A 15,265-nucleotide genomic window follows, 5' to 3' on the forward strand; every position below is an offset into this window, starting at 1 on the left:
AGCTTGGCGATGGAACACAGGCCCATGTTAGCCCTTTGTCTAACCAGGGTCACTCGTTAAAGTCATGTACACCGCCTTACCTTCGGGCTTTTTTTGCCGTAGAATCATCCGGCCTTTTCAAAGGCAACAATGTCCGTTGGAAGCTGTTTTCAAAGCGTCACGAGCACAGTTGATCCGGTAGAACGGCGTTGGCCCGGGCCATGCATCCCTCGCATGCCCGCGCCAGCCCTCATCAGTCCCCGTTCTGCAGGCGTAAAACTTTGAAAGCAGCTTCTGTAAGGATTCCTTGCGACCCTGGTTGGGCGGCCCACAAAGCCGCGGCAGCGCATGGGTGCATTGAATGCTGGATAAGCGTCCCGGACCCCCTTTAGGGACCACTGATGAGGGAAATAACTGTGCTTGAAGCCTACCGCAAACACATCGAAGAGCGCGCCGCCCTGGGTATCGTTCCCCAGCCGCTGAACGCCGAACAAACTGCAGGCCTGGTCGAGCTGCTGAAAAACCCGCCGGCCGGCGAAGAAGCCTTCCTCGTAGACTTGATCACCAACCGCGTACCGCCAGGGGTCGACGAAGCTGCCTACGTCAAGGCCGCTTTCCTCTCCGCCGTCGCCAAGGGCGAAGCCAAGTCGCCACTGATCGACCGCAAGCACGCCACCGAACTGCTGGGCACCATGCAGGGCGGCTACAACATCGAAACGCTGGTCGCACTGCTGGATGACGCCGAACTGGGCGCCGTCGCGGCCGAACAGCTCAAGCACACCCTGCTGATGTTCGATGCTTTCCACGACGTGGCCGAAAAAGCCAAGGCCGGCAACACGCACGCCAAGGCCGTCCTGGACTCCTGGGCTGCCGGCGAGTGGTTCACCTCGCGCCCGGCCATCGCCGACAAGTACACCCTGACCGTGTTCAAGGTGCCTGGCGAAACCAACACCGACGACCTGTCGCCTGCCCCGGACGCCTGGTCGCGCCCTGACATTCCGCTGCACGCCCTGGCCATGCTGAAAATGGCCCGCGACGGCATCGAACCGCAGCAGCCTGGTTCGGTCGGCCCGCTGGCCCAGATCGAAGCCGTCAAGGCCAAGGGCTTCCCGGTTGCCTATGTCGGCGACGTGGTCGGTACCGGTTCCTCGCGTAAATCCGCTACCAACTCGGTACTGTGGTTCTTCGGCGACGACATCCCTTACGTGCCGAACAAGCGCGCCGGTGGCTTCTGCTTCGGCACCAAGATCGCCCCGATCTTCTACAACACCATGGAAGACGCCGGCGCCCTGCCGATCGAATTCGACTGCACCAACCTGGGCATGGGCGACGTCATCGACGTTTACCCATACAAAGGTGAAGTACGCCGTCACGACAGCGACGAGCTGGTCACCACCTTCGAGCTGAAAACCGAAGTGCTGCTGGATGAAGTCCGCGCTGGCGGCCGTATCCCGCTGATCGTCGGCCGTGGCCTGACCGAAAAAGCCCGTGCCGAGCTGGGCCTGGGTGCTTCCGACCTGTTCAAGAAACCAGAGCAGCCTGCCGATTCCGGCAAGGGCTTCACCCTGGCGCAGAAAATGGTCGGCCGTGCCTGTGGCCTGCCAGAAGGCCAGGGCGTGCGCCCAGGCGCCTACTGCGAGCCAAAAATGACCACCGTCGGCTCCCAGGACACCACTGGCCCGATGACGCGCGACGAGCTGAAAGACCTGGCATGCCTGGGCTTCTCTGCTGACCTGGTCATGCAGTCGTTCTGCCACACCGCGGCCTATCCGAAGCCGATCGACGTCACCACCCACCACACCCTGCCAGACTTCATCCGCACCCGTGGCGGCGTGTCGCTGCGCCCGGGCGACGGCATCATCCACAGCTGGCTGAACCGCATGCTGATGCCTGACACCGTAGGTACCGGTGGCGACTCGCACACCCGCTTCCCGATCGGCATCTCGTTCCCGGCCGGTTCCGGCCTGGTGGCCTTCGCTGCCGCCACCGGCGTCATGCCACTGGACATGCCAGAATCGATCCTGGTGCGCTTCAAGGGCAAACTGCAGCCAGGCATCACCCTGCGTGACCTGGTTCATGCCATCCCTTACTACGCCATCCAGAAGGGTCTGCTGACCGTCGAGAAGAAAGGCAAGAAAAACGCCTTCTCCGGCCGCATCCTGGAAATCGAAGGCCTGGACGAACTGACCGTCGAGCAAGCCTTCGAGCTGTCCGACGCCTCGGCCGAGCGTTCCGCTGCCGGTTGCACCATCAAGCTGCCGGAAAAGGCCATCGCCGAGTACCTGCAGTCCAACATCACCCTGCTGCGCTGGATGATCGGCGAAGGCTACGGCGATGCCCGCACCCTGGAGCGCCGTGCCCAGGCCATGGAAGCCTGGCTGGCCAAGCCTGAGCTGCTGTCGGCCGACGCCGATGCCGAATACGCCGAAATCATCGAAATCGACCTGGCCGACGTCAAAGAGCCTGTGCTCTGCGCGCCGAACGACCCGGACGATGCGCGCCTGCTGTCTTCGGTACAAGGCGAGAAGATCGACGAAGTGTTCATCGGTTCGTGCATGACCAACATCGGTCACTTCCGCGCTGCCGGCAAGCTGCTGGAGAAGGTCAAGGGTGGCATTCCGACCCGTCTGTGGCTGGCTCCGCCAACCAAGATGGACGCTCACCAGCTGACCGAAGAAGGCTACTACGGCATCTACGGCAAGGCCGGTGCACGCATGGAAATGCCAGGCTGCTCGCTGTGCATGGGCAACCAGGCACGTGTGCAGACCGGTTCGACCGTGGTCTCCACCTCGACCCGTAACTTCCCGAACCGTCTGGGCGACGCGACCAACGTGTACCTGGCATCGGCCGAGCTGGCCGCTGTCGCTTCGATCATCGGCAAACTGCCGACCGTCGAAGAGTACATGCAGTACGCGAAAGACATCGACAGCATGGCTGCCGACGTTTACCGCTACCTGAGCTTCGACCAGATCGCCGAGTTCCGCGAAGCGGCAGCCAACGCCAAGATCCCGGTGGTCCAAGCGTAAGCTGAGTTACAGGTTGTAAACAAAGCCCCGGCAGCGATGCCGGGGCTTTGTTGTTTTGGCCTGTGCCGGCCGCTTCGCGGCTAAAGCCGCTCCTACAGGGCTCCCACGGTGTTCGAGACCTGCACATGCCCTTGTAGGAGCGGCTTTAGCCGCGAAGCGACCGGCACAGGCCACCTCATATCACAAACAAGTCGACGAACCTGTGCACAGCCGTGCCTTCCAGCTTCTGCTGGTCCTTGCACAGTTCGAAAACCTGCTGACACCGCTGCCGGGCAAAGCGGGTCGCCAGGTTGGCCCTGAACTTGGCCTCCAGCAACGGTATCCCCTCCCCCCGCCGCCGCCGATGCCCGATCGGGTATTCCACCACCACTTGCTCGGTGCTGCTGCCATCCTTGAAGAACACCTGCAGCGCGTTGGCGATCGAACGCTTGTCCGGCTCCAGGTACTCGCGACTGAAGCGCGGGTCTTCCACCACCTCCATCTTCTCGCGCAAGCGATCGATACTTGGGTGGTTGGCATGGAAGGCGTCCTCATAATGCTCGGCCACCAGATAGCCAAAGATCAGCGGCACGGCCACCATGTATTGCAGACAGTGGTCACGGTCGGCGGCATTGGCCAACGGGCCGCTCTTGGAGATGATGCGGATCGCCGATTCCTGGGTGGTGATGACGATGCGGTCGACTTCATGCAGACGATTACGCACAAGTGGATGCAGGGTTACTGCTGCCTCACAGGCAGTCTGGGCGTGGAACTCTGCAGGGAAACTGACCTTGAACAGCACGTTTTCCATCACATAGCTGCCCAACGCCTGGGGCAGGCGCAGCTCGTACTGCCCGGCGGGCTTGAGCGCCAGGTCTTTGTTGGTATGGCTGAACGAAACATCGTAGAACCCCCACTGCGACGCCGTGAGCACGCCCGGCACGCCCATCTCCCCACGCAAGGCGATGTCGGCCAGGCGTACACCTCGGCTGGAGGCATCGCCCGCAGCCCAGGATTTGCGCGAACCGGCGTTGGGCGCGTGGCGATAGGTTCGAAGGGCCTGGCCGTCAACGAAGGCGTGGGACAAGGCCGAGAGCATCTGCTCACGGTTGGCCCCCATCAGCCTGGCGCATACGGCGGTCGAGGCGACCTTCACCAGGATCACGTGATCGAGACCGACACGGTTGAAGGCGTTTTCCAGCGCCAGCACGCCCTGGATCTCATGCGCCATGACCATGGCCTTGAGCACCTCACGCATCAGCAGTGGCTTTTCACCCGCGGCAACACGCTTCTGTGACAGGTGGTCAGCCACTGCCAGGATGCCGCCAAGGTTGTCCGAGGGATGAGCCCATTCGGCGGCCAGCCAGGTGTCGTTGTAGTCCAGCCAGCGCACCGTGCAGCCAATGTCCCAGGCGGCCTTGACCGGGTCGAGGCGATAGGAGGTACCGGGGACGCGAGCACCATTCGGGACCAGCGTGCCTTCCACCTGGGGGCCAAGGAGCTTGGTGCACTCAGGGAAGCGCAAGGCGAGAAGGCCGCAACCGAGGGTGTCCATCAGGCAGTTGCGCGCGGTGTCCAGGGCCTCGCGGGATTCGACCCGGTAGCCGAGGGCGTAATCGGCCAGGGTTTGTAGCACCCGGTCGTAATCCGGGCGGTCGTTGAGGTCTACGTTGGCGCTCATATCCAGCTCCCTTCAGAATTGCCGGGGCTGCCGTGCAGCCCTTCGCGGGCTTGCCCGCTCCCACAGGTTGACCACAGCATTCAGAACCTGTGGTTACCCTGTGGGAGCGGGCAAGCCCGCGAAGGGCCGCTTGGCGGCCCCAACGAACTAAAGCCGAGCGCCAGTGGTGCGTTAGAAGCTGTCGCCAGGCACGCGAACCCAGCCCTCCATCAGCACGCGAGCACTACGGCTCATGATTGCCTTGGTTACCGTCCACTCACCATTCACCTGGCGTGCCTCGGCCCCGACCCGCAGGGTGCCCGAAGGATGACCGAAACGCACAGCGCTGCGCTCGCCCCCGCCAGCGGCGAGGTTGACCAGCGTGCCCGGAATGGCCGCCGCAGTGCCAATTGCCACCGCAGCCGTACCCATCATGGCATGGTGCAACTTGCCCATCGACAAGGCCCGCACCAGCAGGTCGATCTCACCGGCCTGCACCGCCTTGCCACTGGAGGCAGTGTAGGTGCTCGGCGGCGCGACGAACGCCACTTTCGGCGTGTGCTGACGCCCGGCAGCCTGGTCGACGTTGTCGATAAGCCCCATGCGCACGGCGCCGTAGGCGCGAATGGTCTCGAAGCGCAGCAGCGCCTGCGGATCGCCGTTGATGGCGTCCTGCAGTTCGGTACCGGTGTAGCCGATATCGGCAGCATTGACAAAAATGGTCGGGATACCGGCATTGATCAGGGTCGCCTTGAACGTACCGACCCCCGGCACTTCCAGGTCATCGACCAGATTGCCGGTGGGGAACATGGCACCGCCACCGCCGTCTTCATCGGCTGCTGGGTCAAGAAACTCCAGCTGCACCTCGGCCGCCGGGAAGGTCACCCCGTCCAGCTCGAAGTCGCCGGTTTCCTGCACTTCACCTTCAGTGATCGGGACATGGGCGATGATGGTCTTGCCGATATTCGCCTGCCAGATACGCACGGTAGCGATACCGTTGCGCGGAATACGCGCCGGGTCGACCAGGCCACTGCTGATGGCAAACGAACCGACCGCAGCGGACAGGTTGCCGCAGTTGCCGCTCCAGTCGACGAAAGCCTTGTCGATGCTGACCTGGCCGAACAGGTAGTCGACATCGTGCTCGGGTTTGATGCTTTGCGACAGGATCACCGTCTTGCTGGTGCTCGACGTGGCGCCGCCCATGCCATCGATCTGCTTGCCGTAAGGGTCGGGGCTGCCGATTACCCGCAGCAGCAGCGCATCGCGAGCGGGACCTGGAATTTGCGCCTGCTCGGGCAGGTCTTGCAGGCGGAAGAACACGCCTTTGCTGGTGCCGCCGCGGATGTAGGTGGCGGGGATTTTGATCTGGGGTACATGTGCCATTTTCTTGGGCATCCTGATAGTCCGGTGAAATACCCTGGGGCTGCCTTGCAGCCCTTTCGCGACACAAGGCCGCTCCCACAGGTACTGCGCCGCCCGTTGTGGGAGCGGCCTTGTGTCGCGAAAGGGCCGCACAGCGGCCCCCGATTCATGCTCAGGCGGTCGCTTCGAGGAAGTCCTGGGCAAAGCGCTGCAGCACCCCGCCCGCTTCGTAGATCGACACTTCCTCGGCGGTGTCCAGACGGCAGGTCACCGGTACTTCCAGGCGCTCGCCATTGGCACGGGTAACCACCAGGGTCAGGGTCGCCCGTGGCGTACGCGCACCCAGCACGTCATAGGTTTCGCTGCCATCCAGGCCCAGGGTCTTGCGGTCGGTCCCCGGCTTGAACTCCAGCGGCAATACCCCCATGCCTACCAGGTTGGTGCGGTGAATACGCTCGAAGCCTTCGGCCACGATCGCCTCGACACCGGCCAACCGCACGCCCTTGGCCGCCCAGTCACGGGACGAACCTTGGCCGTAGTCGGCACCGGCGACAATGATCAGCGGCTGCTTGCGCTGCATGTAGGTCTCGATCGCCTCCCACATGCGGGTAACCTTGCCTTCCGGCTCGATACGCGCCAGCGAGCCCTGCTTCACGCTGCCATCTTCATTGCGCACCATTTCGTTGAACAGCTTGGGGTTGGCGAAGGTGGCGCGCTGGGCGGTCAGGTGGTCGCCACGGTGGGTAGCGTAGGAGTTGAAGTCTTCTTCCGGCAGGCCCATTTTCGCCAGGTATTCGCCGGCGGCGCTGTCGAGCATGATGGCGTTGGACGGCGACAGGTGGTCGGTGGTGATGTTGTCCGGCAGCACCGCCAGCGGGCGCATGCCACGCAACGTGCGTTCGCCGGCCAGGGCACCTTCCCAGTAGGGAGGGCGGCGGATGTAGGTGCTCATCGGGCGCCAATCATACAGCGGCGCAACTTTCGGCCCGCGGTCTTCCTCGATGGCGAACATCGGGATGTACACCTTGCGGAATTGCTCCGGCTTGACCGCTGCACGTACCACCGCATCGATTTCTTCGTCGCTGGGCCAGATGTCCTTGAGGCGGATTTCCTTGCCATTGACCACGCCCAGCACATCCTTCTCGATGTCGAAACGAATGGTACCGGCAATGGCATAGGCCACCACCAGTGGTGGCGAGGCCAGGAAGGCCTGCTTGGCGTACGGGTGGATACGCCCGTCGAAGTTGCGGTTACCCGACAACACGGCAGTGGCGTACAGGTCGCGGTCGATGATTTCTTGCTGGATCACCGGGTCCAGGGCGCCGGACATACCGTTGCAGGTGGTGCAGGCGAAGGCGACGATGCCGAAGCCAAGTTGCTCCAGCTCCTTCTCCAGCCCTGCTTCCTCCAGGTACAGCTGCACGGCCTTGGAGCCGGGTGCCAGCGACGACTTGACCCACGGCTTGCGGGTCAGGCCCAGCTTGTTGGCATTGCGCGCAATCAGGCCTGCGGCAATCACGTTGCGCGGGTTGCTGGTGTTGGTGCAACTGGTGATGGCAGCGATGATTACCGCGCCGTCCGGCATCTGCCCCGGCACTTCTTCCCAGCTGCCGGCGATGCCTTTGGCTGCCAGGTCGCTGGTGGCGACGCGGGCATGCGGGTTGGACGGGCCGGCCATGTTGCGTACCACGCTCGACAGGTCGAAGCTCAGGGTACGCTCGTAGACCGCGCCGCCCAGGCTGTCAGCCCACAGGCCGGTGGCCTTGGCGTAGGTTTCCACAAGTTTGACCTGCTGCTCTTCACGGCCGGTCAGGCGCAGGTAGTCGATGGTCTGCTGGTCGATGGCGAACATCGCCGCCGTGGCGCCGTATTCCGGGGCCATGTTGGAAATGGTGGCGCGGTCGCCCAAGGTCAGGGCGCGGGCACCTTCACCATGGAACTCCAGGTAAGCGCCGACCACTTTCTGCTTGCGCAGGAACTCGGTCAGGGCCAGTACCAGGTCAGTGGCGGTGATGTTCGGGGCCAGCTTGCCAGTCAGCTCGACGCCGACGATTTCCGGCAGGCGCATCCAGGAGGCGCGGCCGAGCATCACGTTTTCGGCTTCCAGACCACCTACGCCGATGGCGATCACACCCAGTGCATCGACATGCGGCGTGTGGCTGTCGGTGCCGACGCAGGTGTCCGGGTAGGCGACGCCACGGTCGCTGTGGACCACCGGTGACATCTTCTCCAGGTTGATCTGGTGCATGATGCCGTTGCCCGGCTGGATCACGTCGACGTTCTTGAACGCCTTCTTGGTCCAGTTGATGAAGTGGAAGCGGTCTTCGTTGCGGCGGTCTTCGATGGCACGGTTCTTTTCGAAGGCCTGCGGGTCGAAACCACCGCACTCGACGGCCAGCGAGTGGTCGACGATCAGTTGCACCGGCACCACCGGGTTGACCTGGGCCGGGTCGCCGCCTTTGTCGGCAATGGCGTCACGCAGGCCGGCAAGGTCGACCAGCGCAGTCTGGCCGAGGATGTCATGGCACACCACGCGGGCCGGGAACCACGGGAAGTCGAGGTCGCGCTTGCGTTCGATCAGCTGGCTCAGCGAGGCGTCGAGCGTAGCAGGATCGCAGCGGCGCACCAGGTTCTCGGCGAGCACGCGGGACGTGTAAGGCAAGCCGTCGTAGGCGCCGGGCTTGATCGCCTCGACCGCCGCGCGGGCATCGAAGTAGTCCAGGTCGGTGCCTGGCAGGTGCTTGCGGTATGCAGTGTTCATCATGGAATCAGGCTCGGTCACAGGATTCGGAAGGTTTCACCGTACCTGTGGGAGCGGGCGTGCCCGCGAATGCGTCAGCAGGTGCACAGTGGTTGCAAGGCCGGGTGCATTCGCGGGCACGCCCGCTCCCACAAGGGGAACGGGTTGCCTCTCTATAGCTATTCAGCGCTGCTCGATCGGCACGAACTGGCGCTGTTCGACGCCGACATACTCGGCGCTCGGGCGGATGATGCGGTTGTTGGCGCGCTGCTCGAAGACGTGCGCCGCCCAGCCGGTCAGCCGCGAGCAGACGAAGATCGGGGTGAACAGCTTGGTCGGAATGCCCATGAAGTGGTACGCCGAGGCATGGTAGAAGTCGGCATTGGGGAACAGGCGCTTCTGCTCCCACATGGTCTTGTCGATGGCTTCGGAAACCGGGTACAGCACCTTGTCACCCACTTCGTCAGCCAACTGCTTCGACCAGCCCTTGATCACCTCGTTGCGCGGGTCGGACTCTTTGTAGATGGCATGGCCAAAGCCCATGATCTTGTCTTTGCGCTCGAGCATGCGCAGCAGCTCGGCGGTGGCTTCCTGCGGGCTCTGGAAGCGTTCGATCAGCTCCATCGCAGCCTCGTTGGCACCGCCGTGCAGCGGGCCACGCAGCGAGCCGATGGCTGCGGTAACGCAGGAGTACAAATCAGACAGGGTCGAGGCGCAGACGCGGGCAGTGAAGGTCGAGGCGTTGAATTCGTGTTCAGCGTAGAGAATCAGCGACACGTTCATGACCTTGACGTGCAGCTCGCTCGGCTTCTTGCCGTGCAGCAGGTGCAGGAAGTGGCCACCCAAGGTGTCTTCATCAGTGGTGCAGTCGATGCGTACGCCATGGTGAGTGAAGCGGTACCAGTAGCACATCACGGCCGGGAACAGCGCCAGCAGGCGGTCGGTCTTGTCGCGCTGGGCTTCGAAGGTCAGTTCTGGTTCGAGGGTGCCCAGTACCGAGCAACCGGTGCGCATCACGTCCATCGGGTGGGCATCGCGCGGGATGCGCTCAAGCACTTCCTTCAAGGCTTGCGGCAGGTCACGCAGGCCCTTGAGCTTGCGCTTGTAGTCGGCCAGCTCGGCCTGGGTTGGCAGCTCGCCATACAGCAGCAGGTAGGCGACTTCTTCGAACTCGGCACCGGCGGCCAGGTCACGCACATCATAACCACGGTAGGTCAGCCCGGCACCGGCCTGGCCCACGGTCGACAGTGCAGTCTGGCCGGCCACCTGGCCACGCAGGCCTGCGCCACTGAGTACTTTTGCTTCGGCCATGGTGTTTCTCCTTTCTTGAATTTGTTATGGATGCTTTCTGGCTAATTCGGGCGCTAGCGCTTAGCCCTTCTTCTGGGCAAACAGTGCATCGAGGCTCTGCTCGAAGGCGTGATAACCAATGGCATCGTAAAGCTCCATGCGGGTCTGCATGGTGTCGATCACGTTCTTTTGCGTGCCATCACGGCGCAGCGCTGTATACACGTTCTCGGCTGCCTTGTTCATGGCGCGGAACGCCGACAGCGGGTACAGCACCAACGACACGTCGACCGAGGCCAACTCTTCGGTTGTGTACAGCGGCGTGGCACCGAACTCGGTGATGTTGGCCAGGATCGGTGCCTTCACCCGATCAGCGAAAGTCTTGTACATCTGCAGTTCGGTAATGGCTTCCGGGAAGATCATGTCAGCGCCGGCTTCGACGCACGCCTCGGCACGGTCCAGGGCGGCGTTCAGGCCTTCGACGGCCAGCGCGTCGGTACGCGCCATGATCACGAAACTGTCATCGCTGCGGGCGTCCACGGCAGCTTTGATACGGTCAACCATTTCCTGCTGGCTGACAATTTCCTTGTTGGGACGGTGGCCGCAACGCTTGGCGCCAACCTGATCCTCGATATGGATGGCCGCAGCGCCGAACTTGCTCATCGAACGCACGGTACGGGCAACGTTGAAGGCCGAAGCGCCGAAGCCAGTGTCGACATCCACCAGCAACGGCAGGTCGCACACGTCGGTGATACGACGCACGTCGGTGAGCACGTCATCCAGGCCAGTGATGCCCAGGTCTGGCAGGCCCAGGGAGCCGGCGGCCACGCCGCCACCTGACAGGTAGATGGCCTTGAAGCCGGCGCGCTTGGCCAGCAGGGCATGGTTGGCGTTGATGGCGCCAACCACCTGCAGCGGATGTTCAGCGGCAACGGCCTCACGGAAACGCTGACCGGGGGTGCTCTTGACTGTCATTTCTCACCTCGTGTGCTGTTGTTGTGGGCGTCCAGGTAGTGACGCTCGATATTGCGCTTGGACGCGCCGATGTGGCGACGCATCAGGAGTTCGGCCAGTTCGCCGTCACGGTCGGCGATGGCATCAAGAATGCGATGGTGCTCGGCAAAGGCCTGGCGTGGCCGGTTAGGCGTGGCAGAGAACTGGATACGGTACATGCGCACCAGCTGGTACAGCTCGCCGCAGAGCATCTTGACCAGGGTCTGGTTGCCGCTACCCTGAATAATCCGGTAATGGAAGTCGTAGTCGCCTTCCTGCTGGTAGTAGCCCAGGCCGGCCTGGAACGCGGCATCGCGCTCATGGGTGTCGAGCACCCGGCGCAGTTCGTCGATGTCGGCCTGGCTCATGCGTTCGGCGGCCAGGCGGCAGGCCATGCCTTCCAGCGACTCGCGAATTTCGTACAGCTCGATCAGCTCGGCGTGGTTGAGCGATACCACCCGCGCGCCCACATGCGGCACGCGCACCAGCAGGCGCTGGCCTTCAAGGCGGTGGATAGCCTCGCGTAGCGGCCCGCGGCTAATGCCATAGGTGCGCGCCAACTCCGGCTCGGAAATCTTGCTGCCGGGGGCGATATCACCCTTGACAATGGCCGCCTGGATGCGTCGGAAGACGTTTTCGGAGAGGGTTTCCGTTTCGTCTGTCAGCACCGGGCCGGGGGTGGGAAGGTCCTGCATATTGTCGACACCTTTTAAAACTCTTGGCCAGAAACTAGCGAAACAAGACCAGCAAGTCAAAGACAAAATGAATATTGTCGACAATCGTCTAATCGCGAACTATCACCACTTCAACGCTGTCAGATCGCGCACCGCTGGCGTCAAGACGTCGTCGTGATAGAATGCCGCGCCTCCGATGGGGTATGGATAGCCTGTCTGTCATGCATTCGTGCCTGTTGGCAGATAAACGAGGAAGCTTGCGCAGTAATTGCCAGTCACCTTGACCTGAACCTTGCCTAGAACCTTGCAATGCACCGCGCCAGGAATATGAGACTTACACCCGTTTTATTGCTGCTATGCCTCACCCTGCTGCCGGCCCTTGGCCAGGCTGCGGGCAAGACCGTGTATGGTCTCAACGAATACGCACATCTGGGCGACCTGGACCTGGAAGTGGCCGCCAAGCTCGACACCGGTGCCAAGACCGCGTCGCTCAGCGCCCGCGACATCAAGCGGTTCAAGCGCAATGGCGAAAGCTGGGTGCGCTTCTACCTCGCCATCGATGCGGCCCATTCGCACCCGATCGAACGCCCACTGGCACGCGTCAGCAAGATCAAGCGCCGGGCCGGCGACTATGATGCCGAATCGGGCAAGGCCTATACGGCCCGCCCGGTCATCGAACTCGAAATCTGCATGGGCCAGACCAGGCGCACCATCGAAGTCAACCTCACCGACCGCAGCGCGTTCCAGTTCCCGCTGCTGATCGGTTCCGAGGCGCTCAAGCACTTCGACGCACTGGTTGACCCAAGCCTTAAATATGCGGCCGGCAAACCTGCCTGTGCCACCGACGCTCCCAAAGCAGAGTAATCCCGATGCGCTCTCTTACCCTCCATCTGAAAGTCCTGATCACCGTGCTGGTGCTATTGGGCGTGGCGGTCACGGCTTATCAGATCTTCGTGCTCGGCATCCCGGTGACCGAGGATGAAACCGACGACCTGTGGAACATCGACGCCAAGGTCGAGTTCGTGGCCAGCAGCAAGGACCCGGTCAAGGTGCAGATGTTCGTGCCACCGCTGAACCGCGACTACGTCAGCCTCAACGAGAGCTTCATCTCCAACAACTACGGGGTCAGCATCAACCGTGCCGACGGCAACCGCAAGGTTACCTGGTCGGCACGTCGCGCCAGTGGCAACCAGACCCTCTACTACCGCCTGGTACTGACCAAGCGCTACAGCAACGAGAAGACCAAGGTCAAAGGCCCGACCTTCCGTGACAGCCTGGCCGTCGAGGGTCCCGAGAAGATCGCCGCTGAAGCGCTGATGGCGCCTATACGGCAGCACTCGGCCGACGTCGAGACCTTTGTCAGCGAGACCATCAAGCGGGTCAACAACCTCAACGACGACAACGTCAAGCTGCTGCTGGCCGGCGACACTTCGGCGATGAAGAAGGCCCAGGTCATCGACCTGCTGCTGTCGATCGCCCACGTGCCGATGGAAAAGGTGCACACCATCCGCCTGCTGGCCGACACCCCGCAAACCCCAGAGCTGTGGCTGCGCAGCTTCAACGGCGACGACTGGCTGTACTTCAACCCGGACACCGGTGAGCAAGGCCTGCCGAGCGACCGCCTGCTGTGGTGGACCGGTGACGACAACCTGATCACCGTCGATGGCGGCAAGAAGGCCACCGTCACCTTCAGCATGAACAACAGCGAGATGAACGCCATCCGCCTGGCCAAGCTGACCGACGAGAACACCGACGCCGACTTCCTCGAATACTCACTGTACGGCCTGCCGCTGCAAACCCAGCAAACATTCATGATCATGGTCATGATCCCGATCGGCGTGCTGGTGATCCTGGTGCTGCGCAACCTGATCGGCATCCAGACCCTGGGCACATTCACCCCGGTGCTGATCGCCCTGGCGTTCCGCGAAACCCAGCTGGGCTTCGGTATCATGCTGTTCACGGTGATCACAGCCCTGGGCCTGTCGCTGCGCTCGTATCTGGAACACCTCAAACTGCAGATGCTGCCACGCCTGTCGGTGGTATTGACCTTCGTCGTGGTGCTGATTGCCGCCATCAGCCTGTTCAGCCACAAGCTGGGCCTTGAACGCGGGCTGTCGGTAGCACTGTTCCCGATGGTGATCCTGACCATGACCATCGAACGCCTGTCGATCACCTGGGAGGAGCGTGGTGGCGGCCATGCCATGAAAGTGGCCATCGGCACCCTGTTCGCCGCCTCCCTGGCACACCTGCTGATGATGGTGCCGGAGCTGGTGTACTTCGTGTTCACCTTCCCGGCGGTGCTGCTGATCCTGGTGGGCTTCATGCTGGCGATGGGCCGTTATCGCGGCTACCGCCTGACCGAGCTCGTGCGCTTCAAAGCCTTCCTGAACAAGGCAGACACCTGATGTTTGGCCTCATCAAGACGTGGAAAGCCCTGGAGGCCCGGGGCATCATGGGGATCAACCGGCGTAACGCGGACTATGTGCTGAAGTACAACAAGCGCAACCTGTACCCGATCGTCGACGACAAGATCATCACCAAGGAGCGCGCACTGGCGGCCGGCATCCATGTGCCGGAAATGTACGGCATCATCGAGACCGAAAAAGAGATCGAGAAGCTCGACCAGATCATCGGCGGTCGCAGCGATTTCGTCATCAAGCCGGCGCAAGGTGCCGGCGGTGACGGCATCCTGGTAATCGCCGACCGCTTCGAGGACCGCTACCGCACAGTGTCGGGCAAGATCATCAGCCATGAGGAAATCGAGCACCAGATTTCCAGCATCCTCACTGGGCTGTACTCCCTCGGCGGGCACCGCGACCGCGCGCTGATCGAGTACCGCGTGACCCCGGACCAGATATTCAAGAGCATCAGTTACGAAGGCGTACCGGACATCCGCATCATCGTGCTGATGGGCTACCCGGTGATGGCCATGCTGCGCCTTCCGACTCGCCAGTCTGGCGGCAAGGCCAACCTGCACCAGGGCGCCATCGGTGTGGGTGTCGACCTGGCCACTGGCGTGACCCTGCGCGGCACCTGGCTGAACAACATCATCAGCAAGCACCCGGACACCACCAACGCGGTGGACGGCGTGCAACTGCCGAACTGGGACGGTTTCATGAAGCTGGCCGCTGGCTGCTATGAACTGTGCGGCCTGGGCTATATCGGCGTGGACATGGTGCTTGACCAGGACAAGGGCCCGCTGATTCTGGAGCTCAACGCCCGCCCGGGGCTGAACATCCAGATTGCCAACGACTGCGGCCTGACTCAGCGCACTCATGCCATCGAGGCGCACATCGAAGCACTGGCCAAGGAGGGTGTGACCGAAGACGCCGAGCAGCGGGTACGGGTAGCACAGGGTCTGTTCGGGCATGTGCCCAACCGCTGAAATACAGGGGCTGCCTTGCAGCCCATTCGCAGCACACGGTTGCTCTTGCAAGCACTGCAGTTGATTCAAGCGCCTCGCTCAACCTGCAGGAACTGCCTTGTGCTGCGTATGGGCCAAACACAATGTTGAATGTCGTACCCAGCGCTAGGCGCTTTTCCTGCACAGGACTACAATCGCCCT

At 62.5% G+C, this 15,265-nt stretch carries 10 protein-coding genes; 4 read left to right on the plus strand and 6 right to left on the minus strand.

The genetic code is table 11. The features are described from left to right. The first annotated feature begins 395 nt into the window (after nt 1–395). Nucleotides 396–3,005 carry a bifunctional aconitate hydratase 2/2-methylisocitrate dehydratase gene (gene acnB / locus ACF8FG_RS17700; protein ID WP_019437438.1) on the plus strand — a complete coding sequence of 870 codons (2,610 nt, stop codon included), beginning with the start codon at nt 396–398 and terminating at the stop codon, nt 3,003–3,005. A 175-nt stretch (nt 3,006–3,180) separates the two neighbouring features. Here acnB and prpD read toward each other — a convergent pair whose 3' ends face one another. The 6 genes from prpD to ACF8FG_RS17730 all read right to left on the minus strand — a co-directional run bounded on the left by prpD (nt 3,181) and on the right by ACF8FG_RS17730 (nt 11,721). Further along, on the minus strand, nt 3,181–4,665 hold the full coding sequence (prpD, locus tag ACF8FG_RS17705; RefSeq protein WP_019437437.1) for a 2-methylcitrate dehydratase: 1,485 nt from the start codon (nt 4,663–4,665) through the stop codon (nt 3,181–3,183). Between the two features lie 171 nt (nt 4,666–4,836). Further along, complete coding sequence (prpF, locus tag ACF8FG_RS17710; protein ID WP_017147771.1) at nt 4,837–6,027, minus strand: 2-methylaconitate cis-trans isomerase PrpF; 1,191 nt, start codon at nt 6,025–6,027, stop codon at nt 4,837–4,839. Nucleotides 6,028–6,178: 151 nt separating this feature from the next. Beyond that, nucleotides 6,179–8,767, minus strand: coding sequence for a Fe/S-dependent 2-methylisocitrate dehydratase AcnD (gene acnD / locus ACF8FG_RS17715; protein WP_019437326.1), 2,589 nt, complete (start codon nt 8,765–8,767; stop codon nt 6,179–6,181). Nucleotides 8,768–8,929: 162 nt separating this feature from the next. Then, nucleotides 8,930–10,057, minus strand: a complete 1,128-nt coding sequence (gene prpC / locus ACF8FG_RS17720) for a 2-methylcitrate synthase (RefSeq protein WP_003250313.1) — start codon at nt 10,055–10,057, stop codon at nt 8,930–8,932. Nucleotides 10,058–10,117: 60 nt separating this feature from the next. Then, complete coding sequence (gene prpB, locus ACF8FG_RS17725; protein ID WP_014591658.1) at nt 10,118–11,008, minus strand: methylisocitrate lyase; 891 nt, start codon at nt 11,006–11,008, stop codon at nt 10,118–10,120. After that, nucleotides 11,005–11,721 carry a GntR family transcriptional regulator gene (locus ACF8FG_RS17730; RefSeq protein ID WP_014591659.1) on the minus strand — a complete coding sequence of 239 codons (717 nt, stop codon included), beginning with the start codon at nt 11,719–11,721 and terminating at the stop codon, nt 11,005–11,007. The genes prpB and ACF8FG_RS17730 overlap by 4 nt, the downstream gene beginning before the upstream one ends. Nucleotides 11,722–12,027: 306 nt before the next feature. On the opposite strand from ACF8FG_RS17730, the gene ACF8FG_RS17735 reads away from it, so the two are divergent. Genes ACF8FG_RS17735 through ACF8FG_RS17745 form a run of 3 tightly spaced genes read left to right on the plus strand, consistent with a single transcriptional unit; the run spans nt 12,028 to nt 15,085 of the window. Continuing rightward, nucleotides 12,028–12,564 carry an ATP-dependent zinc protease gene (locus tag ACF8FG_RS17735; RefSeq protein WP_010953297.1) on the plus strand — a complete coding sequence of 179 codons (537 nt, stop codon included), beginning with the start codon at nt 12,028–12,030 and terminating at the stop codon, nt 12,562–12,564. 5 nt (nt 12,565–12,569) lie between these two features. Then, nucleotides 12,570–14,105: an inactive transglutaminase family protein gene (locus ACF8FG_RS17740; RefSeq protein WP_014591660.1), complete on the plus strand. Its 1,536-nt coding sequence runs from the start codon at nt 12,570–12,572 to the stop codon at nt 14,103–14,105. Beyond that, nucleotides 14,105–15,085, plus strand: a complete 981-nt coding sequence (locus ACF8FG_RS17745; protein WP_010953295.1) for an alpha-L-glutamate ligase-like protein — start codon at nt 14,105–14,107, stop codon at nt 15,083–15,085. The genes ACF8FG_RS17740 and ACF8FG_RS17745 overlap by 1 nt, the downstream gene beginning before the upstream one ends. The last annotated feature ends 180 nt before the right edge of the window (nt 15,086–15,265 follow it).

Source organism: Pseudomonas sp. YQ_6, assembly GCF_043103245.1.
GTDB lineage: Bacteria > Pseudomonadota > Gammaproteobacteria > Pseudomonadales > Pseudomonadaceae > Aquipseudomonas > Aquipseudomonas alloputida.